The sequence below is a fragment of the Acidimicrobiales bacterium genome (assembly GCA_035512495.1).
In the GTDB taxonomy this organism is placed as follows: domain Bacteria; phylum Actinomycetota; class Acidimicrobiia; order Acidimicrobiales; family CADCSY01; genus DATKDW01.
The window spans coordinates 16,254-38,331 of the sequence record DATKDW010000064.1 but is presented as its reverse complement, the minus strand read 5'-3'; the positions used below and the strand labels follow the sequence as shown (position 1 = coordinate 38,331).

General features: G+C 71.0%; 24 protein-coding genes. 22 read left to right on the top strand and 2 right to left on the bottom strand.

The features are described 5' to 3' along the window. The 10 genes from VMN58_09855 to hemW all read left to right on the top strand — a co-directional run. Positions 1-1,557: hypothetical protein (locus VMN58_09855; GenBank protein HUF33497.1), on the top strand; the 1,557-nt coding region annotated here is incomplete at its 5' end. A 92-nt stretch (positions 1,558-1,649) separates the two neighbouring features. Next, positions 1,650-2,504: a thioesterase family protein gene (locus VMN58_09850; GenBank protein HUF33496.1), complete on the top strand. Its 855-nt coding sequence runs from the start codon at positions 1,650-1,652 to the stop codon at positions 2,502-2,504. Between the two features lie 103 nt (positions 2,505-2,607). Further along, positions 2,608-3,315 (top strand): class I SAM-dependent methyltransferase, encoded by a 708-nt coding sequence (locus tag VMN58_09845; GenBank protein ID HUF33495.1) that lies wholly within the window; start codon positions 2,608-2,610, stop codon positions 3,313-3,315. Between the two features lie 281 nt (positions 3,316-3,596). Next, positions 3,597-4,919 (top strand): adenylate/guanylate cyclase domain-containing protein, encoded by a 1,323-nt coding sequence (locus VMN58_09840; protein HUF33494.1) that lies wholly within the window; start codon positions 3,597-3,599, stop codon positions 4,917-4,919. Positions 4,920-5,205: 286 nt separating this feature from the next. Continuing rightward, positions 5,206-6,993 carry a translation elongation factor 4 gene (gene lepA / locus VMN58_09835; GenBank protein HUF33493.1) on the top strand — a complete coding sequence of 596 codons (1,788 nt, stop codon included), beginning with the start codon at positions 5,206-5,208 and terminating at the stop codon, positions 6,991-6,993. A gap of 87 nt (positions 6,994-7,080) precedes the next feature. Then, positions 7,081-8,082 carry a heat-inducible transcriptional repressor HrcA gene (gene hrcA, locus VMN58_09830; GenBank protein HUF33492.1) on the top strand — a complete coding sequence of 334 codons (1,002 nt, stop codon included), beginning with the start codon at positions 7,081-7,083 and terminating at the stop codon, positions 8,080-8,082. Between the two features lie 2 nt (positions 8,083-8,084). Further along, positions 8,085-9,209, top strand: coding sequence for a molecular chaperone DnaJ (gene dnaJ / locus VMN58_09825; GenBank protein HUF33491.1), 1,125 nt, complete (start codon positions 8,085-8,087; stop codon positions 9,207-9,209). After that, a complete protein-coding gene (locus VMN58_09820) occupies positions 9,209-9,919 on the top strand; it encodes an RsmE family RNA methyltransferase (protein ID HUF33490.1) in 711 nt (236 codons plus the stop codon). Before dnaJ ends, VMN58_09820 begins: the two co-directional genes overlap by 1 nt. A 107-nt stretch (positions 9,920-10,026) precedes the next feature. Continuing rightward, positions 10,027-10,575: a transcriptional regulator gene (locus VMN58_09815; GenBank protein ID HUF33489.1), complete on the top strand. Its 549-nt coding sequence runs from the start codon at positions 10,027-10,029 to the stop codon at positions 10,573-10,575. 9 nt (positions 10,576-10,584) lie between these two features. Beyond that, positions 10,585-11,709, top strand: a complete 1,125-nt coding sequence (gene hemW / locus VMN58_09810; protein ID HUF33488.1) for a radical SAM family heme chaperone HemW — start codon at positions 10,585-10,587, stop codon at positions 11,707-11,709. Here the strand turns inward: hemW and VMN58_09805 are convergent. Next, positions 11,690-12,835 (bottom strand): hypothetical protein, encoded by a 1,146-nt coding sequence (locus VMN58_09805; protein ID HUF33487.1) that lies wholly within the window; start codon positions 12,833-12,835, stop codon positions 11,690-11,692. The two genes, hemW and VMN58_09805, sit on opposite strands and share 20 nt — an antisense overlap. 74 nt (positions 12,836-12,909) lie before the next feature. Here VMN58_09805 and VMN58_09800 point away from each other — a divergent pair, with 74 nt between their 5' ends. After that, complete coding sequence (locus VMN58_09800) at positions 12,910-13,449, top strand: hypothetical protein (protein HUF33486.1); 540 nt, start codon at positions 12,910-12,912, stop codon at positions 13,447-13,449. 36 nt (positions 13,450-13,485) lie between these two features. Here the strand turns inward: VMN58_09800 and VMN58_09795 are convergent, their stop codons facing one another. Further along, positions 13,486-13,719 (bottom strand): helix-turn-helix domain-containing protein, encoded by a 234-nt coding sequence (locus VMN58_09795; GenBank protein ID HUF33485.1) that lies wholly within the window; start codon positions 13,717-13,719, stop codon positions 13,486-13,488. A 137-nt stretch (positions 13,720-13,856) separates the two neighbouring features. Here VMN58_09795 and VMN58_09790 point away from each other — a divergent pair, with 137 nt between their 5' ends. The 11 genes from VMN58_09790 (at position 13,857) to VMN58_09740 (ending at position 22,078) form a co-directional block, all read left to right on the top strand. Continuing rightward, positions 13,857-14,681 carry an SAF domain-containing protein gene (locus tag VMN58_09790; protein HUF33484.1) on the top strand — a complete coding sequence of 275 codons (825 nt, stop codon included), beginning with the start codon at positions 13,857-13,859 and terminating at the stop codon, positions 14,679-14,681. After that, complete coding sequence (locus VMN58_09785) at positions 14,681-15,985, top strand: hypothetical protein (protein HUF33483.1); 1,305 nt, start codon at positions 14,681-14,683, stop codon at positions 15,983-15,985. Before VMN58_09790 ends, VMN58_09785 begins: the two co-directional genes overlap by 1 nt. After that, complete coding sequence (locus VMN58_09780; GenBank protein ID HUF33482.1) at positions 15,985-17,310, top strand: ATPase, T2SS/T4P/T4SS family; 1,326 nt, start codon at positions 15,985-15,987, stop codon at positions 17,308-17,310. The genes VMN58_09785 and VMN58_09780 overlap by 1 nt, the downstream gene beginning before the upstream one ends. Next, on the top strand, positions 17,307-18,227 hold the full coding sequence (locus tag VMN58_09775; GenBank protein HUF33481.1) for a hypothetical protein: 921 nt from the start codon (positions 17,307-17,309) through the stop codon (positions 18,225-18,227). The genes VMN58_09780 and VMN58_09775 overlap by 4 nt, the downstream gene beginning before the upstream one ends. An 11-nt stretch (positions 18,228-18,238) precedes the next feature. Then, positions 18,239-19,129 (top strand): type II secretion system F family protein, encoded by an 891-nt coding sequence (locus tag VMN58_09770; protein HUF33480.1) that lies wholly within the window; start codon positions 18,239-18,241, stop codon positions 19,127-19,129. Positions 19,130-19,193: 64 nt separating this feature from the next. Next, the gene (locus VMN58_09765) at positions 19,194-19,406 is read left to right on the top strand and encodes a hypothetical protein (GenBank protein HUF33479.1); all 213 of its coding nucleotides are present in this window, start codon (positions 19,194-19,196) and stop codon (positions 19,404-19,406) included. After that, on the top strand, positions 19,384-19,797 hold the full coding sequence (locus VMN58_09760) for a hypothetical protein (protein HUF33478.1): 414 nt from the start codon (positions 19,384-19,386) through the stop codon (positions 19,795-19,797). The genes VMN58_09765 and VMN58_09760 overlap by 23 nt, the downstream gene beginning before the upstream one ends. Continuing rightward, entirely contained in the window at positions 19,794-20,276 is a 483-nt protein-coding gene (locus VMN58_09755) for a hypothetical protein (GenBank protein HUF33477.1), read from the top strand. The genes VMN58_09760 and VMN58_09755 overlap by 4 nt, the downstream gene beginning before the upstream one ends. A 44-nt stretch (positions 20,277-20,320) precedes the next feature. Then, positions 20,321-20,716 (top strand): hypothetical protein, encoded by a 396-nt coding sequence (locus VMN58_09750; protein HUF33476.1) that lies wholly within the window; start codon positions 20,321-20,323, stop codon positions 20,714-20,716. A gap of 100 nt (positions 20,717-20,816) precedes the next feature. Next, on the top strand, positions 20,817-21,644 hold the full coding sequence (locus VMN58_09745) for a hypothetical protein (GenBank protein HUF33475.1): 828 nt from the start codon (positions 20,817-20,819) through the stop codon (positions 21,642-21,644). Positions 21,645-21,700: 56 nt separating this feature from the next. Next, complete coding sequence (locus VMN58_09740) at positions 21,701-22,078, top strand: histidine triad nucleotide-binding protein (protein ID HUF33474.1); 378 nt, start codon at positions 21,701-21,703, stop codon at positions 22,076-22,078.

Here is a 22,078-nt window from a genome sequence, read left to right as displayed (position 1 = left end):
GGAGGCAACGTGCGTCGAACGTGGTGGGTCCTGTCGGCAACCGCGCTGGCGTTCGTCTTGGTGCCCGCGCCCGTCGGGGCCGCGCCGGCCGCACCCCCGCCCACCCCCCAGGCCGACTGTGGGCCCGGCTCCCGGCCCGAGCCGGCAGCCCAGGGACGCGCGCCGCTGGCCGACTACGAGACCGGCCGAGCCCAGCAGGGCTACACCTGCAACCTGGAGGAGATCGCCCACTTCGGCAACAAGGGTGGCTACAAGGTGCACCGGTACATCGACGCGGCGGGCCGCGAGTGCGCTTACTACGACTCGACGTTGCTCTTCCCGACCGGCGTGGCCGACGGCACCGATCTGACCGGCGTCTACGTGCTCGACATGTCCGACCCTGCGAACCCGGTCAAGACGACCAACCTGATGACGCCGGCCATGCAGTCGCCCCACGAGTCGCTGGAGCTCAACCAGGAACGGGGGTTGCTCGCCGCCGGGATGGGCTACCCCACGTTCAACCCCGGATTCGTCGACATCTACGACGTGAACGAGGACTGCCGGAACCCGGTGCTGAAGTCGAGCACGCCGCTCGGCGTCCTCGGCCACGAGAGCGGCTTCGCACCCGACGGCAACACCTTCTACGTGTCGTCCACCGGTGGGAACACCATCACCGCGCTCGACGTCACCGACCCGTCGCTCCCGAAGATCCTCTGGGTCGGCCGCGAAGGGACGCCCCACGGCATGCGGGTGAGCGCCGACGGCAACCGGCTGTACATCGCCGACATCTCCAAGGGCCTCGTGATCCTCGACGTGACCGAGATCCAGGCGCGGGCGGTTGACCCTCAGGTGACGCCCGTCAGCGCGCTGCAGTGGGAGGAGATGTCGATCCCGCAGGTGCCCCTCCCCGTCACCATCAAGGGCAACCCGTACCTGATCGAGATCGACGAGTTCTCCCGCGGACCATCCGCCGAGGCCGATGCTCCCGTCGGCGCCGGACGGATCATCGACATCTCCGACGAGACCAAGCCACAGGTGGTCTCGCACCTGCGCTTGGAGGTCAACAACCCCGAACAGCGCGCCGAGTCCATGGGCGACCCGGGAACCTCGAGCTTCATCCAGGGCTACACGGGTCACTACTGCTCGGTGCCACGCACCGTCGATCCCGAGATCGTCGCCTGCACGTTCGTTGCTTCCGGCCTACGGATCTTCGACGTGCGCGACCCGCTCCAGCCCAAGGAGATCGCCTACTTCAACAAGCCCGTGGGCAGCACGAGCAACCCCAACGACCATCCCAGCTCCTATGCGATGTCCGCATCGGCGTTCGTGCCAGAGCGCAACGAGATCTGGTACCTCGACGGCAACAGCGGCTTCTACGTCCTTCGGTTCACCAACGACGTCTGGCCGGCCGACACCACCTCGACCGACGAAGGGACCGGCACCTCCACCGGCGACGCCGCCGGCGGCCGAGACGAGCTCCCCGCAAGCGGCGGCGGGTCTGGCCTCGGCGTCCTTGCGGCCGGCGTGCTCGCCGCCGTCGTCTTGCTGCGCCCCCGTCACCATCGGCTCCGTCCGTAGTGCCACCTGCGAGGTGATCTACGGGATCGATGTCCCCTCACCCGCCGGAAACGCGATCGACAGGCGGTCTCGTTGTTGGCCATGCTCATCCGGTGGGGGACCTTCAACAGGACACTGAGGTCGAGCTCGTCGGGGAGGATCCGGACGGCAGCCGACGCTTCAGCGCCAAGTTGAGCCCGGAGTGGGAGATCTGGGGTCCGATGGGCGGCTACGTCGCCTCGGTGGCACTGCGAGCCGCGGCCGGGTCGAGTCCCTTCGCCCGGCCAGCGAGCTTCTTTTGCCAGTACCTCGGAGTCGCCGCCTTCGACGCAGTCGACATTGCAGTCACCCCGTTGCGTGTCGCCAAGACGGCTTTGGCTCAGCGTGTCCAGGTGCGCCAGGGTGACCGCGACATCCTCGAGGCCACCGTGTGGAGCGTCGGTGAAGTGGATGGGCTGGCTCACGACGTGACGGAACCGACGAGACCGCCCGTCCCTTCCCCAAACGAGTGCGCCGATCTCACGGAGCTGTTGAGCGAGGAGGACCTCGCCAGCGGTCCGCCCTTTCCGTTCTGGCGGAACTTGGACTTGAGGCCGATCGACTGGACCGCAGATCGATCCGCCGTCGGCGATCCCGTGTGGCGGGAGTGGCTGCGCTTCGCTCCCACGCCGATCTTCGCGGACCCGTGGGTTGACGCGTGCCGGTCACTGATCCTCATCGACCTGCAGAGCTGGCCCTCGGCCTCGCGTGCTCACACGCGGGGCCATGCGTTCATCGCGCCGAGCCTCGACCTCTACGTCGCCTTCCACGACCCGCGGCCTGACGGCGAGTGGCTACTCGCAGACGGCTTCGCGCCGATCGCGCGGGACGGGCTGATGGCGTGGAACGGGAGGCTCTGGAGCGAAGATGGCGCACTGGTCGCCAGCGGAGCGGGTCAGATGCTCTGTCGGCGCGTGAGACAGGCCTGAGAGGCCCACCAGCGACACTGATCCGACGGTAGACCACGACCCCGGACCGGTCGCCGGGAAACCTTCTCGCCGAGGTCCAGCGGCTCCATGCATTCTTGCTGGCATGTATGACGATGCGGCTCGCTTCTACGACGTCATCCACAAGGCGCGTGGCCGGAACCCGGGAGCCGAGGCGGATCTCGTCATCGCTGAAGCCAGGCGGCTCGCCCCCCACGCTGCGACGCTGCTGGACGTGGGCTGTGGGACCGGAGCGCACCTGCCCCGATTCAGCCAGGTTTTCGACGTGGTAGGCGTCGACCTCAGTCCACACATGCTCGCCATCGCGTCCCGACAAGCGCCGAACGTTCCCCTCGTCGAAGGTGACTTCCGATCGTTCGAGCTCGATCGCACCTTCGACGTGGCGGTGTCACTGTTCAGCGGCATCGGCTACCTGGTCGAGCGGGCGGACTTGGAAGCGGCGGTCGCGCACATTGCCGACCATCTGAACACCGGGGGTGCCCTGTTGATCGAAGGTTGGGTCGAGCCCGACTACTGGATTGACGGCGCGGTGAACGCCGACTCAGGTCGTGATGGCGATCTCGCCGTGGCCAGGGCGGTCCGTTCCTCGCGTCAGGGGATGAGGTGCGAGATCGAGATGCGCTACGCCGCAGCCACGCCCGAGGGCATTTCGACGGTGGATGAGCAGCACACCATGCGCATCTCCGACCCCAACGAGTTTGCAGAGGCCTTTGCCGCTGCAGGCCTGAGCTTCGAGCGGCTCCCGCACATGCTGCATGGGGGACGCTCGGTGTACGCAGGGGTCAAGGCGTAACAGGCGGCTCGGGGAGGGGGCGACCCCCGGGCGCCGCCCGGTACCGATCTCAGCCTGGTGGAACCAGGACCGCCTCCACGGCCAGCTTGGCCACGTCCCCCCGGTCGAGTTCGAAGCCGAGCACTGCCGTCAGATCAGCGCCCAGCCGCCGCCGCTGCTGCTGGGAGAACCAAGTCTCCACTGAGCCCGGGCGCTTCACTGTCGATTCCGATTTCATCGCATCGTGGGGTCGCCGTCATCAGCTGCGCCGACGTCATCTCTAGGCTTCTAGGCTCTGCTATGTGATCTCACGCGAGACGAGCTACGCGAAGAGCGATGGGCTCGACATCGCGTACCAGGTCGTCGGACGCGGACCGTTGGAGGTCGTGTTCGTCCCTGGGTTCGTCTCGAACCTCGAGGTCGGGTGGGAGTTCCCGGAGCAGGCCGCGTTCCTGTCTCGTCTGGCGTCATTTTGCCGGCTCGTGTTGTTCGACAAGCGGGGTACCGGACTTTCCGACCGCGTACCGCTGGACCGGCTTCCGAGTCTCGAGAATCGGATGGACGATGTACGCGCGGTGATGGATTCGGCTGGGTCCGACCGAGCAGCTTTGTTTGGGATCTCCGAGGGCGGACCGATGAGCGTGTTGTTCGCGGCCACCTATCCCGAGCGTGTGACTCACCTCGTGCTCTACGCGTCCTACGCGAGGCGTGCCGACGCGGAGCTCGACAACGGGGCGGCACTCGTTGATTTCATCGAGCGGCGCTGGGGAACCGGCGAAGTGCTTGCGGCTCGCGGGGCCACATTCGCGCACAACCCGGCCGTGAAGGAGAGCCTCGCCCGTATGGAGCGTCAATCAGCGACCCCGAGTGCAGCTGCGGCAATGGTTCGCATGGCCAGCGCTATCGATGTCACCGAGGTGTTGAGCGTCTTGCGTGTCCCGACGCTTGTGCTTCACCGCCGCGACGACCCGAACCTGCGGGTCGAGGCGGGGCGCTCGTTAGCGAAAGGGATCCCGGGCGCACGGTTCGTCGAGCTGGGCGGGACGGACCACATCCCTTGGTTTGGTGACACCGATGCGCTTCTCGACGAGGTCGAAGAGTTCCTCACGGGGACACGGCCCGCCGAGAAGCCACAGCGCCTACTTGCCACGGTGCTGTTCACCGACATTGTCGGGTCGACCGAGCGCGCCGCCCAGCTCGGCGACGCGGCATGGTGCGCGATCCTCGACCGCCACGATCGCGTACTTGCCGCCGAGGTCGAACAACGACGAGGCCGGCTGATCAAGACGACGGGTGACGGTGTTCTCGCGACGTTCGACGGTCCGGCGCGCGCGGTCCAGTGTGCCGTTGCCCTTCGAGCAGCGCTGCGCGGTCTTGGTCTCGAGATTCGAGCCGGTATCCACACCGGCGAGATCGAACAGCGCGGCGACGACGTCGCCGGTCTCGCCGTGCACATCGGAGCACGGGTCTGCGGCGCAACTTCTGGTGGCGAGGTTTGGGTGTCACGCACGGTTACGGATCTCGTCGCCGGGTCGGGCATCGAGTTTGAGGACCGCGGCGATCACGACCTCAAGGGTGTTCCCGGCACCTGGCGCCTGTTCGCTGTCGCCGCCGATGAGTGCTGAGCGCCGTTTCTCGACCTCAACTCGCACGACTGATCGATGGATCGGCGTCCGCGACCTGGCGAACAGAACGACGGCCGGCGTGCAACGAAGGCAACGCACCGAACCAGCGTTTAGCCCGGTCGGGGCGGCGGGTTCGCTGTCGTACCCGACCTCTGGCGGGTGAACGTCAACGAGGGGCTGAGCCTGCTTCGGTTGGTGGCGACGGTTGACCCGTTTTCCCGGCATGCTCGTCGGCGAGCGACAATGGGGCTCGTCTCGGAGAACGTCATCGATCGACTGAGAGCTCGTGAGCCAGCCTGACCGGTACCGCAACTTGAGCGTGATCAGTCACGTTGACCACGGGAAGTCGACCTTGGCCGACCGCATCCTCGAGATCACCGGCGCCGTCGATGCCCGGGACATGAAGGAGCAGTTCCTCGACTCGATGGACATCGAGCGGGAGCGGGGGATCACCATCAAGGCGCAGAACATCCGCGTGCCGTGGAAGGACCACATCCTCCACCTGGTCGACACCCCCGGCCACGTCGACTTCGGCTACGAGGTCTCCCGCTCGCTCGCCGCCTGCGAGGGGGTGATCCTCCTCGTCGACGCCGCCCAGGGCATCGAGGCGCAGACCCTGGCCAACTGCTACCTCGCCCTCGAGAACGAGCTCGAGATCGTGGCCTGCCTGAACAAGATCGACCTCCCGGCGGCGGAGCCCGACCGCTACGCCGAGGAGATCGAGAACGTGCTCGGCCTGCCCGCCGAGGACATCCTGCGGATCAGCGCCAAGACCGGCGAGGGCGTAGCCGAGCTGCTCGACGCCGTCGTGGCACGCATCCCCCCTCCCCAGGGTGATGCTGACGCCCCGCTCCAGGCACTGATCTTCGACTCGTACTTCGACCAGTACCGCGGGGTGATCTCCTCCATCCGGATCATGGACGGCGTGATGGAGACGGGCGCCAAGCTCCGCTTCATCCAGGCCGGCGCCACCCACGAGGCAGATGAGATCGGGGTGCGGAACCCCGTGCCCACGCCGGTCCAGCGCCTCGGCCCCGGCGAGGTCGGCTACCTCATCGCCGGCATCAAGGACGTGGGCGAGGCCCGCTCCGGTGAGACCGTGACCACCGCGGTCCACGGGTCGGAGTCGGCACTCGCCGGCTACAAGGACCCCAAGCCCATGGTCTTCTGCGGCCTCTACCCGATCGACGGCGACGAGTACGAGGACCTCCGCGACGCCCTCCAGAAGATGCGCCTCAACGACGCCAGCTTCACCTACGAGCCGGAGACCTCCGGTGCCCTGGGATTCGGCTTCCGCTGCGGGTTCCTCGGCCTGCTCCACATGGAGATCGTGCGGGAGCGCTTGGAGCGCGAGCACAACCTCAGCCTCATCGCCACCGCCCCGTCGGTCGGCTACATCGTGCACACCGAGGTCGGCGACACCTTCGAGGTCGACAACCCATCCGAGCTGCCCCCCATGAACGAGATCGACCACATCGAGGAGCCGTGGTTCAAGGTCACGATCCTCACCCCGACCGACTACACGGGCACGGTGATGGAGCTGTGCCAGGAGCGGCGGGGCGAGATGCAGCTGATGGAGTACCTCAGCCCCGAGCGGCTCGAGATGGTGTACCGCCTCCCCCTCGCCGAGGTGGTCATCGACTTCTTCGACCAGCTCAAGAGCCGCACCAAGGGCTACGCCAGCCTCGACTACGAGCCCATCGGCTACGAACGCTCCGACCTGGTGAAGGTCGACATCCTCCTCAACCAGGTGCCGGTCGACGCCTTCTCCACGATCGTGCACCGGGACAAGGCCTACGACTATGGCAAGCGCATGAGCGAGAAGCTCCACGAGCTGATCCCCCGCCAGATGTTCGACGTGCCGATCCAGGCCGCGATCGGGGGCCGGATCATCGCCCGCACCACGGTGAAGGCGAAGCGCAAGGACGTGCTGGCCAAGTGCTACGGGGGCGACATCACCCGCAAGCGCAAGCTCCTCGAGAAGCAGAAGGAGGGCAAGAAGAAGATGAAGAACATCGGGCGGGTCGAGGTCCCGCAGGAGGCGTTCGTCTCCGCCCTCCGCCTCGACGACTGACGGCGGCTGCGCCGCGGCGGGCGCGGATGTAGGGCGGTGGCCTTGGCACTCGGTAGCATCGAGTGCCAACCATGCACCGGAGCCCCAATGCTTGACGAGCGCAAAGCCGCCATCCTCCGCGCCGTGGTGGAGGAGTACATCGAGACTGCGCAGCCCGTGGGCTCGGGCCACGTCGCCCGGGCGCCCCAGGTGCAGGTCTCGCCGGCCACCGTGCGCAACGAGATGGTCGCCCTCGAGCAGGAGGGTTACCTGCACCAGCCCCACACGAGCGCCGGCCGGGTGCCCACCGACAAGGGCTACCGGTTCTTCGTCGACTCGATGGGCAGCGTCCCCGGCTCGCTCGAACCCGCCCAGCGCCAGGAGGTCAGCCGGTTCTTCGCGTCCGCCCACGGCGCGCTCGAGAGCATGCTCCAGGACACCAGCCGGCTCCTCTCGGGCCTGACCGACTACGCCGCGGTCGTCGTCGGCCCGCCCCACGAGGTCGCGACCATCCGGTCCGTGCAGCTCGTCGGCCTGGGAGGCCGCACCGCGCTGCTCGTGGTGGTGCTCTCCAACGGGGTGGTCGACAAGGCCACCATCGAGCTGGCCGACGACCCGGCTGAGGAGCACCTCGCGGCTGCCTCGACGCACCTCGCCACCGCCCTCGTCGGCAGCACCCTCGCCGATCCCGCGCCCGTGCCACCGACCGGGGATCCCACCCTCGACGCCGCCTGCGACGTGGCGGTGCGGGCGCTGTCGGCACACGGGCCCGATGGCGACCACGTCTTCGTCGGTGGCGCCTCCCGCATGGCGGCGGCGTTCGACGCGGTGGAGACCGTGCGCCAGGTGCTCACCATCCTCGAGCAGCAGTTCCTCGTGGTGGGCCTCGTGCGCGACGTGATCGACCGCGGCCTGTCGGTGGCCATCGGGGCCGAGCACGGCTTCGAGCCTCTGGCGGAGTGCTCGCTCGTGGTGGCTCCCTACGAGGTCGAGGGCGAGGTCGCCGGCAGCATCGGTGTCCTCGGCCCCACCCGCATGCACTACCCGCAGGCGCTCGCGGCGGTGGCCATCGTGAGCCAGCGCCTGGGCCGACGGCTGAGCGAGGGCTGACGATGGCATCCGACTACTACGCCCTGCTCGGGGTCGGCCCCGGGGCCGATGGCGAGGAGATCAAGCGGGCCTACCGGCGCCTCGCCCGCGAGCTGCACCCCGACACCAACCCTGACCCCGCCGCCACCGAGCGGTTCAAGGAGATCGCGGTCGCCTACGAGACCTTGCGCGACCCAGAGCGGCGACGGCGCTACGACACCTTCGGCCCCGAGGGCGCCGCCGGCGGGATGGGCGGGGGTGACCCCTTCGGTGGAGGGCTCAACGACATCTTCGACGCCTTCTTCGGTAGCGGGGGAAGCCCGTTCGGAGGCGGGCGCGGAGGTGGCGGCCGCGGTGGGCCGCCCCGGGGGTCCGACATGGAGCTCGCGGTCGAGATCGACTTCACCGAGGCGATCTTCGGCGTCACCCGGGAGGTGACGATCCGCCAGCCCGTCGGATGCGACACCTGCGAGGCCACCGGCGCCCGGGCGGGCACCACCGCGTCGCGCTGCGGCGAGTGCGGCGGCAGCGGCCAGGTGCAGCGGGTCCGTCAGTCGATCCTCGGCCAGATGGTCACTGCCGGGCCCTGCCCGCGCTGCGGCGGCCTCGGGGAGACGGTGGCCGACCCGTGCCCCGACTGCCGGGGTGAGGGGCGTCGGACCGCGGAGCGGACCTACACGGTGGAGATCCCGGCCGGCGTCGACGACGGCTCGACCCTGCGCCTCACCGGGCGCGGCGCGGCCGGGCCCCGTGGCGGGCCCAAGGGCGACCTGTACGTCCACCTGCGGGTCCGGCCCCACGATCGCTTCCAGCGGGCCGGTGCCGACCTGGTGCACGAGCTCGGGATCCCGGTCACCCAGGCGGCGCTCGGGGCCCACCTCTCGTACGAGACGCTCGACGGGACCGAGGACCTCGTCATCCCCGCGGGCACCCAGACGGGGCGGGTCTTCCGGTTGCGCGGGCGCGGCGTGCCGCTGCTCGACGGGCGCGGGCGAGGTGACCTGCTGGTGCAGGTCGTCGTCGAGACGCCGACCGACCTCGACCAGGAGGAGGCCGACCTGCTGCGCCGGCTCGCCGAGCTCCGGGGGGACGAGGTGGCCGAGGAGAACGGCAGCCTCCTCTCCAAGATCCGCAGCGCCTTCAAGTAGTGGACCCGGAGATCGCCGGCCCGGGACCGGCACCGCTGGTGTTCGTCGCCGACCTGACGGCCCCGGCCCTCGACGACGGTGATCGCCACCACCTGGAGCGCGCCCTGCGCCTGCGGTCGGGTGACGAGGTCACCGCATCCGACGGCCGAGGCCGGTGGCGGCCGTGCCAGCTGCGTGCCGGCGGGGAGCTCGAGCCGACCGGTCTGCCCTCCGTGGTCCCGGCGCCGACACCCGCACTCACCGTGGCCTTCGCCCTCACCAAGGGCGGCCGGCCCGAGCTGGCGGTGCAGAAGCTCACCGAGCTCGGCGTCGACCGAATCGTCCCCTTTGCCGCCGGGCGCTCCGTGGCCCGGTGGGAGGGCGACCGGGCCGAGCGGCACCTGGCGCGCCTGCGGCGCGTGGCCCGGGAGGCGGCCATGCAGTCGCGCCGCGCCCACCTTCCCACGGTGGCGGCGCTCACCGACTTCGCCGGAGCAGCAGCGCTGCCGGGCGCTGCGCTCGCCGACCGTGGCGGCCGCCCGCCGTCGCTGGCGCACCCGACGTTGCTGGTCGGCCCCGAGGGGGGCTGGACCTCGGACGAGCTGGCGGCCGGATTGCCGGTGGTGGGCCTGGGGCCGCAGGTGCTCCGGGCCGAGACCGCGGCGCTCGCCGCGGCCGCCCTACTGGCAGCGTTGCGAAGCAACCTTCTCTTCGGGCGCGGGACCGCATAGAGTGGTGGTTGGGCGCGGCAGGCGCCTCGCCGCCTTCAGTCCCACGATCGTGTCGTGCGACGGGTGGGTAGACCAGACCACCAGCGGCACGAGAGAAGGATGACCAGATGACCATCACCGAGGTCGAAGACGAGCGGGATCGCAGCTACGCGGGCAAGGTCGGCGGTCGCCTGCGGGCCATCCGCAAGCAGAAGCGCCTCTCCCTGCAGGAGGTCGAGGCCAGCTCCCAGCTCGAGTTCAAGGCATCGGTCCTCGGCGCCTACGAGCGTGGCGAGCGGGCCATCTCGGTGCCCCGCCTCCAGCGACTGGCGCAGTTCTACAACGTCCCCGTGGACCAGCTGCTGCCCCGCGACGGCTTCGCCTCCTCCGAGACCGTGATCGATCTCGACCGTGGAACGGTTTTGCCCGGCGCCGACGAGGCCGACGAGCCGCCGGCCACCATCGACCTCAACATCCTCGAGAGCATGGGCACCACCGAGTCCATCCTGCTGACCCGCTACCTCGGCATGATCCAGGTGCAGCGCGGTGACTTCAACGGCCGGGTCCTCACCGTCCGCCGCGACGACCTCCGGGCCATCGCCTGCCTGCTCGACACCGAACCCGGCAGCGTCCGGACCCGCCTCCTCGAGCTCGGTCTCCAGTTCCAGCAGCGGTAGCCTCGGCGGGTGGGAGCCCGCACCAGCCCGACCGCCGTCGCCGAGGGCCTCGGCGGGGCTGAGCACGGCGTCTACCTGCACGTCCCGTTCTGCCTGAAGCGCTGCGACTACTGCGCCTTCGCCACCTGGGACGACCGGCAACACCTCCTCGACGCCTACGTCGACGGGCTCCGGCGTGAGGTGGTCGCCGCGGTCGCCGCCGGGCTCCCCGACGCCACCACCGTCTTCCTCGGGGGCGGAACGCCGTCGCTCCTGCGCCCCGACCAGCTCGCCGCTGTCCTCGACGCCGTCCCCCGCGCACCGGGCGCCGAGGTCACGATCGAGTGCAACCCCGACACCCTCGACGCCGAGAAGCTCGCCGGCTACCGCGCCGCCGGGGTCAACCGGATCTCCCTCGGCGTCCAGTCGATGGTGCCGTCGGTGCTGGCGGCGCTCGGCCGGACCCACGACCCGGCCAACGTCCAGCGGGCCGCTGCCGACATCGTCGCCGTGGGGTTCCCCACCTGGAACGTCGACCTCATCTACGGGGCGGTGGGGGAGCGGCGCAGCGACTGGCAACGGACCCTCGACGAGGTCCTCGACCTCGATCCGCCGCACGTCAGCGCCTACGGGCTGACCGTGGAGGCGGGCACCCCGCTGGCGGCCACCCCCGAGCGCCACCCCGACGACGACGACCAGGCCGACAAGTACCTGGCCACCGAGGCGACGCTCACCGCCGCGGGCCTGGCGAGCTACGAGGTCTCCAACTGGGCCCGTCCCGGCCACGAGTGTCGGCACAACCGCTGCTACTGGTCGCAGTCCGACTACCGGGGCTTCGGGTGCGCCGCCCACTCCCACGTCGCCGGCCGGCGCTGGTGGAACGTGCGCACCCCCGAGCGCTACCTGGCCCTGGTCGGCGGCGGCGAGCCGGTCGAGGCGGCGGGCGAGTCGCTGTCGCCCTCGGAGCGGCGGCTGGAGGCGCTCCAGCTGGCGCTGCGCACCCGCGAGGGCGTCCCCGCCGAGGCGCTGTCCGATGACGACCTCGACGTGCTCGGTGACCTGGTCGAGCGGCGCGGCGACCGCCTCTGCCTGACCCTGTCGGGACGCCTGCTGGCCAACGAGGTGGCGCTGCGACTCAGGGTTGCAGGTGGGTGATGCCGCCGTTGGCATCGACGACCTGAAGGACGTCACAGCCCTCCTCGACCCGTCGGGTCACGAGGCGCTCGGCACCGGGGACGATCCCGACCGCCCGCGCCCGGACCTCGTGAACGGCACCGACCGGCGGGTCGAAGGTCCACACCGTGGCGTCGGGCGGTCGAAGCAGCGCGGGGGTGCGGCGGCCGTCGCAGTTCCAGTCCCCGAGCACCACCACGTCGCCGTGCTCGCCGACGACCCACCGACCACCGTGGATCTCGAGGGTGTGCTCGTCGTCCGGCCCGTCGTCGGGAGGGGTCGGACGCACCGGGGTGGCGGCGGTGGCGGGGGTGGTGTGGTCGCGCCCCGGCGGCATGAGAGGCGCTGTCGTGGCCGACTCGTTGAGCGCAGGCGTCTCTCCCGCGGGGACGGAGGGGGCCATGGCCCCGCCCACGGCCAGCGTCAGTCCGACGAGCAGCGAAGCGGCGCCAGCCAAAGGCCGCAGTGCAAGATGCTGTGCCGTCATCCCCGTCGCCCGAGGTGGGCTGGTGGCGACCGCAGCGTCGAGGTGGTGTCCGTCCCCGGCTGAGGGCGGAGCGAGGAGGGCAGCCATGGCCTCCATCGAGGGCCGTCCCTCGGTGGTGGGCGCCTCGGCGCGGCGGGCCAGCGCGACCAGGTCGCCGGCACCAGGCCCGCCGGTCCGCACGACTCCGAGGAGGAGGGCGCCGAGGGCGGCGACATCGGCGGCCCGGCCGTCGGCGTCGCCGGCGTCGGCGCCGGACCAGCCGCAGACCACGGGCTCGCCGTCGGCGTCGAGGAGGACGTGGTCGGGCGTGAGGCGGCGGTGGACCACGCCCTCGGCGTGGGCGCGTGCCAGCGCCGTCGCCACCACGTGACCCACGTGCGTGGCCTCGCTCGCCGCAAGGGCGCCCCGGCGGTCGGCGAGCGTCCCGCCCCCGACGAGCGCCGTCCGCAACACCACCCCAGTGGGTCGCTCGATCAGGCCGAGGACGGTGACCACCCCGGGTCCGGCGAGGCGGGTCAGCAGCTCGCCCTCGGCGCGCAGGCGCGGTGCCTCGTCGACGTTGGCGACACGCTCCACGACGAGGTGGCCGTCTCGCACGACGATCCGGTCCTCGGTGCTCACCACCCTCCCATTGTGGTGAGGAAAGACATGAGATGCAATGAGAGTTCTCATCGCCTTGCCATAGAGTCGGGCCCGTGGATGACCCAGAGCTCATCGAGCTCCTCGACGAGGAGCACGCCGCCGACCGCGGGGCGGCTCGAGACCGTGAGCGGGCGCTGCGCCACGTCGCCGAGGACGGCGCGTCGCTCGGGGGTGCGCTCCTCGACCTCGCCGAGCAAGGGACCCCCGTCACCGTTCGGACCCGGTCCGGCCGGACCCACCACGGGAGCCTCGTCGGGGTCGGTGACGACTTCTGCGTGCTGCAAGCTGCCCGCGGCAGCCTCACCTACCTCGCCACTGACACCGTGACCACCGTCCGCCCGCAGCCGGGGGAGCGCCATCCGGTGGCCACCGGCGACCGGAAGGCACCGCGAGACCTCCGGCTGGTGGAGCTGCTGGCGAGCGCCCTCGCCGAGCGTCCACGGCTGGCGCTGGTGCTCAGCGGGGGCGAGGTGGTCGCTGGTGAGCTGCGGGCGGTGGGAACCGACGTCGTGACCCTGCGCCTCGACGGGGACCCTCGGGCGCTCTGCTACGTGTCGGCCGGGAACATCGCCGAGGCAACCGTCGGCGGGTGAGCGCGCCGGAGCGTGGTGCGGTCAGCCGCGGGCAGGTCAGACCTCCGAGCCGGTGCTCTTGCGCTCGGGGTAGAGGTGCTCGAGGCTGCCGGGAGCGACGCGCGAGTGCTCGATGAAGGCGTCGACATCGTCCTTCTTCAGCCGGAAGACCCGCCCCATCTTGTAGGAAGGGAGCGAGCCCTCGTCCATGAAGCGGTACAGCGTCCGCGGCGTGATGCCCAGTCGCCTGGCCGCCTCCTGCGTGCTCATCCAGGTGATCTCTTCGTTCACGGCTCCAACGGTACCCGATCGGGCCCACTTCGTGGACTCTCATGTCCTTTCCGTGCGAGTGGTCCACATTCGTCCGGTCTGGACGAATCTGGACAATCTGCCGTTCTCGGGAGGTAGCCTCCCCGACGGCGGAGAACGTGCCCGAGGTTCCCTCGTCGCTGAAGGACACCGAGATGTCAGACCTGGCCGATCTCGGCAGGCAACACGCCCCGCGTGGGGCACCATCGAACGGCTCCGGCGGTCCGTCGACCCGTCAGGTCAGGCGGCGGCGCGCCCTGCCCGGGAGCCGGGCAGTGGTCGGTGGCTTCCTCGTGGCAGCGAGCGCCGTCGGGGTGTTCGCGGCCTACACCGCGTCGAGCGCAGGTCCCGCCACTTCATACGTGGTGGTGGTCAACGACATCGTGGCCGGCCAGCGCCTGCAGGTGTCCGACCTTGCGCTCGTCGCCCTCGACCTCCCCCCGGCGCAGCAAGGGGTGTCCTTCGCCGACCTCGGCCTGCTCGTGGACGCCACCGCGCTGGGCCCGCTCAGCGCCGGTCAGCTGGTCCAGGTCAGCGACGTGGCCCGGCCGGCCGGGGGGGCCGACCGGGCTCAGATCTCCATCTCGGTCCGCGCGGGCAGCGCGCTCGGCGGCAGTCGCACCTACCTCGGCGCCGGCGAGCTCGTCGACGTGATCGTGACCTACACCACGGGCGGGAGCCCGGAGACGTTCACGGTCAGCCGGGGCGCGATCGTCGTCGACGTCCTCGCCGGTAGCGACGCCGTCGGCGGCTCCGGGGCCGTGACCGTGGTCCTCGCCGTACCACCCGACGAGCTCGAGGCGGTGGCACAGGCAGCCGCCGCGGGCGACGTCACCTTGGCGCGCACCACGGGCTTGGCCGGTGGGTCCGCTCCGCCACCTGCCGATGCCGAGCGGACCACCAGCGATTCGCCGGCAGGGGGCGCTTCGCCCGGGGAGGGCTAATGGCCGGCGAGCGCTATGTCGTCCTCGGTGTGGCCCGCCCGCGGGCTGAGTGGTTCCGCGCCGTGGGTCAGTGGGCCACCTCCGCCATCATCCCCGCAGAGTTCCTGAAGTGCGTCTCCGGCGAGGAGCTTCGTGCTCGCCTTGCGGCCGGACGTGCGTACTCGGCGGTGCTCGTCGACGGCACCATGCCGGCGGTCGACCGTGACCTCGTGGAGACGGCGCGAGACGCGGGCTGCGTCGTCTTCGTCGTCGACGACGGTCGTGCGGGGCGTGACTGGGCGGGGCTCGGCGCGACCGCCGTGCTGCCCCCGTCGTTCACCCGGGAGGCGCTCCTCGACGCTCTCGCCACCCACGCCGCCCTGGTGAGCCGAGGCGCCGTCGTCCCCTCCGATGGCCACCACGGGGGCACCGATCTGCCGTCGTGGAGGGGGAACGTCGTCGTCGTGTGTGGCGCGGGAGGGACCGGGGCCTCCACCGTCGCCGCCGCCCTCGCTCAGGGCCTGGGCCACGATGACCGATCCGGCGGCGACATCGTCCTCGCCGACATGGCGCTCCAGGCCGAGCAGGCCATGCTCCACGACGTCCGCGACGTCGTCCCCGGCATCCAGGAGCTCGTCGAGGTCCACCGTTCCCGCCGGCCGAGCCCCGACGAGGTCCGGCACCTGACCTTCTCGATCGTCGAGCGTCGGTACCACCTCCTCCTGGGCCTGCGTCGGGCCCGCTACTGGGCCACGCTCCGACCTCGATCGCTCGAAGCCGCCTTCGAGTCGCTGCGTCGCACCTTCGCCACGGTGGTCTGCGATGTCGCTGCCGACGTGGAGGGGGAGGACGGCGGCGGCTCGGCGGATGTCGAGGAGCGCAACCTGCTGGCCCGAACTGCCGTGGGCGCTGCCGATGTCGTCTTCGTCGTCGGCCGGCCCGGGGTCAAGGGAACGCACTCGCTCGTTCGGGTGATGTCCGACCTCGTCGCGGTCGGTGTCCCAGCCGGCCGTCTGGTCCCGGTCTACAACCTCGCACCGCGTCAACCCCGTGCCCGGGCCGAGCTCTCCGCCACCCTCGCCGAGCTGGCTGTGCCTGCCATGGGTGGCGGGCACAGCTCCCCGCCGATCTTCCTGCCGTCGCGGAAGGTGGAGGAGGCCTTGCGTGACGCGGTCGGCATCCCGGCACCGCTGCCGGGGCTCCTCGCCGGCGCCTTCCATGCCACGCTCGAGCGGGTCGGACCCGCCACCACCGTCGCGCCGGTCGAGCCTGAGCTGGTCACGCCGGGGTCCCTCGGTGCGGTCTGGGGCGAGGAGGCGGGCTGATGGTGGCGCCGCTCACCTCGCCGCTCGCCGAGATCGAGCTCGCCGTGCAGGCTCGCGCCAAGGACCTCACGCTCGACGTTCGCGGCGATGAGGGCAGCGCGAGCCTCCGGCGCCTCGTCGACGACGAGGTGACGGCGTGGACCTCCGAGTACAAGCGCGGCCTGCGCCCCTACGACCTCGCCAACCCCGAGCTGGTCGCCGACCGCGCCTACCGCAACCTGGCGGGCTACGGCCCGCTCCAGCCCCTCCTCGACGACGACGACGTCTGGGAGATCATGATCAACGCTCCTGACCAGATCTTCGTGAAGCGTCACCTGGGCGTCACCGGGTACCACGACGAGGTCTTCCATGACGACGCCCACGTCATCCGGACCCTCACGAAGATCCTCGACGACGCGTCGGGCTCGCATCGCAAGCTCGACCCGGCCGAGGGCCTGCAAGACGCGCAGCTCGACAACGGCTCCCGGCTCCACATCGTCCACGGCGACGTCGGTCGGGACGGCCACATCCTGGTCAACATCCGCAAGTTCACCGGGGTGGCGTTCCGCTCGCTCGATGACCTCGTGGGCCGCGACATGCTCGACCCGGCGGCGGCGGAGTTCCTCCGTTCCGCCGTCCGTGCCCGTCAGTCGATCATCTTCGCCGGTGCCCCCGGCTCGGGGAAGACGACGATGCTCTCTTGTTGCGCCGCCGAGCTCGATCCCTCGCTCAGGGTCGTCGTCGCCGAGGAGGTCTTCGAGGCCGACGTGCCGCTGCCGAACGTGGCCTCGATGCAGACTCGGCCGGCTCGAGCCGACCGGGGTGAGATCGACCTCCGCCGCCTCGTGGCCGGGTTCCTGCGGATGGCGCCTGACGTGGCGATCGTGGGGGAGGTCCGCGATCGCGAGGCGCTCCCGCTGCTGCTCACGCTCTCGTCGGGCGTGAAGGGCTTCACGACCATCCACGCTGGCTCGGCCCGCCAGGCGCTCACTCGCCTCCGGTTCGTCGCCCAGCTGGCGGACACGTCGTCGGAGCTCCCCATGGCGGCCCTCAACAGCCTGGTCTCGGAGGCGGTCGATGTGGTCGTTCACTGCGCGCGGGTCCGTGGACGCCCACGGGTGACCGAGATCGTGACCGTCGAGGACCTGAAGACCGGGCACGACTCCACCAGCTTCACCATCACCGAGGTCTTCTCCCGCCCGCGCTTCGACGCCCCACTCAGCTGGACGGGCAACCTGCCGGTGCGCTGCCAGCGCGCCTTCGAGGAGTCCGGCATCGACCTTCGCGCCCTTCTCGATGCCGCAGCGCGACCAGTGCTCACCGAACCGGTCGGGGGGATGGCGTGACCGCGGTCGCCCTCTCCCTCGCTGCGGCCTACGGGGTGCACCTCCTGTACACGGCGGTCGCGCTTCGCTGGACGGGGGTGGCGCCCGGCCCCACCGCCGTGGTCTCGGGCCGCTCGGCGGCGGACCGCCTCACCGACTGGCTGGTCCAGGCCGGCCTCGACGACACCCGACCGCGGGAGCTCGCCGGTGTGGTTGGGGTGCTGTTCCTGGTGGGCGCAGTCGCCACGTGGGCGCTCTTCGGGGGGATCCTCCCCCCGCTCGCCGGGGGCACCTTCGCAGCCACGTTCCCGATCGCCGCGGCGAAGTCTCGTCGGGACCGCCACCGGGCCGAGGCTCGCGACGCATGGCCGCGGATGATCGAGGAGACCCGGATCAAGGCCATCACCCTCGGTCGCTCGATCCCTCAGGCGATCTTCGAGGTGGGCATGGGAGCCCCGTCCGACATGCGGCCCGCCTTCGATGCTGCTCGGCGAGAGTGGCTCATCTCGACCGACTTCGAGCGGACGGTCACGGTGCTGAAGTCGCGTCTGGCCGATGCCACCGCTGACACCGTCTGCGAGACGCTCCTCGTCGCCCACGAGATCGGTGGCAACGATGTCAACCGCTGCCTCACCGCCCTGATCGATGACCGGATCATGGACGTGCAGGGCCGCAAGGACGCCCGCTCGCGCCAGGCTGGTGCCCGCTTCACCCGTCGCTTCGTGATCCTCGTCCCCCTCGGCATGGCCTTCGTCGGACTCAGCATCGGTTCGGGGCGAGCGGCCTACGAGACCCCCGCTGGTCAGGTCATGGTGCTCGCCGGCCTGGCGCTCATGGCCGTGTGCTGGGCCTGGGCCGGCCAGATCATGCGCCTGCCGGACGAGCAGCGCGTGCTCTTCGACGAGGGGCTTGCGATCGCTCCCGCGGAGGCCAGGTGATGCGCGCCGCCATGGCAGGGGGACTCGTGACCTGGGTTGGGGTGACCCTCGTGCTCTCCGAGCTCCGGTGGTTCGCCCGTGTGCCGCTCACCGAGCGGCTTCGACCCTACGCACCCGGTGGCATGGGCCAGCCGGGCCGCGCCGGGGTGCTGTCGGTGGAGTCGTTCCGGGACGCCGTCGGTCCGGTCTCGCGGGCAGTCGGGGAGCGCCTCGCCCGACTGGTGGGCGTGAGCGAGGACCTCGAGGTGCGCCTCACCCGGATCCACGCCCCGCTCGACATCACCTCGTTCCGGATCCGTCAGGTCGGCTACAGCGTGGCAGGCTTCGGCGTCGCTGCCCTCGTGACCCTGGCCGTCCAGCCCCCTGTGGCCATCGGTCTCCTCGTCGTGCTGGTCGGTCCCGCGCTCGCGTTCCTGCTCCAGGAACAGCAGGTGGCGTCGGCGTCGCAGCGGTGGCAGCGGCGCCTCTTCCTCGAGCTCCCCGTGGTCGCCGAACAGCTGGCCCTGCTCCTCTCCGCCGGGTACTCGCTCACCGCGGCGCTCAACCGGCTGGCCGTCCGCAGCTCGGGTGCCTGCGGAGCCGACCTCGCGCGGGTGTGCCTGCGCATTCGCCAGGGGCTCTCGGAGGCCGAGGCCCTCCGGGAGTGGGCGGCGGTGGCCGACGTCGAGGCGCTCGACCGCCTCGTGCCCATCCTCGCCCTCAACCGCGAGACGAGCGACCTCGGGCGGCTGATCTCCGAGGAGGCCCGCGCCATCCGCCGTGACGTGCAGCGCGAGCTGGTCGAGATGACCGAGCGGCGCAACGAGCAGGTCTGGATCCCCGTCACCGTGGCCACCCTCGTCCCGGGAGTGATCTTCCTCGCCATCCCCTTCATCGAAGCCCTGCGGCTGTTCGGCCGCTGAGCCACCACGAACCACCCGACCGAACCCACCCGACCGAACCACGCACACCACAGGAGCACAGCACATGTCCATCGCACTGCAGGCCTGGGTCGCCCTCCGATCCCTCACCGTCGTCGCCCGGCACCGTCTCGAGGAGGAGGTTGGCGAGGGTGTCATCTCGACGGCGATCGCCGTGTTGATCATGGCGCTGATCGGCGCCCTCATGTGGGGGGCCTTCCAGCTGATCTTCAACGACGCCGCCGACCGAGCTGGTGGTGCGGTCCGCGAGATCAGCTGACGACGGGGAGGTCGGGGCAGGGCTGATCGGCACCGTCTTCGGCGTCGCCGCCTTCCTGGTCCTCCTCCTCTTCGCCGTCCAGCTGGTGCTCAACCTCTATGCCACGACCGTCGTCACGGCGGTCAGCTTCGACGCCGCCCGCATCGTGGCGGGTGCCGACGCGGGTGCAGCAGGCCGGGTCGAGAGCGAGGCGACAGCGGAGTCCTTCGCCCGCGGTCTCCTGGGCAGGTACGAGGAGGCGGGGCGGCTGGACATGACCTGGGACTACGACTCCGACGTCGTGCGCCTGCGCGTGCAGGCCACCCACCCCACGCGCCTGCTGCCCGACGTGGTCTTCCCGTTCCAGCGCGTCGACCGCACGATCACGGTGCGCCTGGAGGACTTCAGGTGAGCGGCGTGCGGCTCCGCGCCCTCGACGAGCGAGGCGTGGTCGGCGGCGTCGAGGTGCTGCCGTTCGGCATCCTCGTCTTCGTCGTCGGCACCCTCCTCCTCGTCAACGCCTGGGGGGTGATCGACGGCAAGCTGGCCGCCACGGCGGCGGCTCGCGAGGCTGCCCGTGCCTACGTGGAGTCGTCCGGGCCGGGCCACGCCGAGGCCTTGGGGAGCGCCCGGGCGGCGGCAATCGCCACCTTCGCCGGCCACAGGGTCAACGTCGACGCCATGGAGGTCCTCGCCGTCGAGGGCACCGACTTCTTCCGCTGCGCCACGGCAACCTTCGAGGTGCGCTACCGGGTGCCGACCATCCGCCTCCCGTGGGTGGGGGGTCTCGGCGGCAGCGCCTTCGATGTCAGCGCGCGCCACCACGAGGTGGTCGACCCTTATCGGGACGGTGTCCCGTTCGGCGCACCCGACGCCCTCCAACCGTGCTGAGGGGGCGGCGGCGTCCGGACGGCTCGGAGCGGGGCAGCGTCATGATGCTGATGCCGGCAGCGGTGCTGATCTTCATCGTCCTCGGATCGATCTGCGTGGACTTCGCGGTCGTCTTCCTTGCCCAGCGCGAGCTCTCCAACGCGGCGGCGGCTGCTGCCAACGATGCGGCCACCCGGGCGCTCGACCTCGACGCGTTCTACGAGCACGGCACCATCACCCTCGTGGCGTCCGAGGCCCAGCGCGTCGCCGGCATCTCGGTCGCGTCCAAGGCGCTGGACCATCTCAGCGTCGCCCCGCCGTCCGTGAGCGTCGGTGCGGACGGTGAGGTGACGGTGCGGCTCACCGCCGAGGTCGACTACATCTTCGCCCGCGCCATCCCCGGCGGTCCCAAGCGGACGTCGGTGTCGGCGACCGCGGTCGCCACGGCGCGGACCGGGTAGTGCCAGACGGCGGGTGCCCAGGCGCCGCCTTTGTGACGTGAAAAGACATGAGATAGATCGAGGTTGTGCAGAGCCCACCCGATTTGGGACAATGGCGTCCGTGACGCAGCGCGACGCCCGCACCCGACGCCCGGCCCGGGCCGGTACCGTCGACCCGCCCTGGCGCCGGGTTGCCCTGCTCACCGGGTGGGTGGCGGCACTGGTGGCCGTGGCCCTCGGCGTGGGCGCCCTGGGCTCCGGAGCCCTCGCCGCGCCCGACCTCACCAGCCCCAGCACGTGGTCGACCTGGGCCGCCGAGCGGACCCCGGTGGAGGCGGCGTTCGCCGTCCTGCGGCTCGTCGTGGTCGCGCTGGCGTGGTACCTGCTCGTCGTCACCCTCCTTGCGGTCGTCGCCCGTGCCGGCCGGGCGGGGCGCCTGGTCACCGTGGTCGACGTGGTGACCCTGCCGCTGGTCCGGCCGATGGTGCACGGCGCCGTCGGTCTCGGCCTCGTCGGAGCCACGGTGGCGGGCGTGGGGGCAGGTCAGGTCTCGACGGGTGCGCTGGTCACCCACACGACGGCCGACGCCCGGCTGGCATCGGCGCTCGGTGATCCGGTGCCGGGAGGCGACGTCCTTCGGGAGCTGCCGCCGCACGAGGGCGATGGCGTGCCGGTGATGCACCGGCTGCCCGACGACGACGCGGCACCGCCGTCGACGACGGCAGCGCCCGAGTGGGAGGTCGGCCCCGGTGACCATCTCTGGTCGGTCGCCGCGCGGCTCCTCGAGGAGTCCTGGGGACGGTCCGTCACCGAGGACGAGGTTGCGCCGTACTGGCGGACGGTCGTCGAGGCCAACGCCGACCGCCTCGTCGAGCCGTCCAACGCGGATCTCATCTTCCCGGGCCAGATCCTCACCGTCCCCACACCACCGCCTCCACCGACAGGGTGAACGACCCCGCCGAGGCACCGGCACCCGCGCCCGGCCGCACCGCTACCGTCGCGGCCATGAGCGAGCCCCAGGGAAGCGACGCCCCCGACCGGAGCGACTGCCTGTTCTGCCGCATCGTCGACGAGGCGCTGCCGGCCGACATCGTGCGCACGTCCGAGCGCACCGTGGCCTTCCGCGACCTCAACCCCACCGCGCCGACCCACGTGCTCGTGGTGCCGCGCCAGCACGTGGCCCACGCCGGCGAGGTGGGAGCCGAGCACGCCGAGCTCGTCGCCGAGCTGCTCACCACCGCCCGCCAGGTCGCCGAGGACGACGGCATCGATGCCTCCGGCTACCGGCTGGTGCTCAACGTGGGCGACGACTCCGGCAACACCGTGCCCCACCTCCACCTCCACGTCATCGGCGGCCGTCGGCTGGGCTGGCCTCCCGGGTAG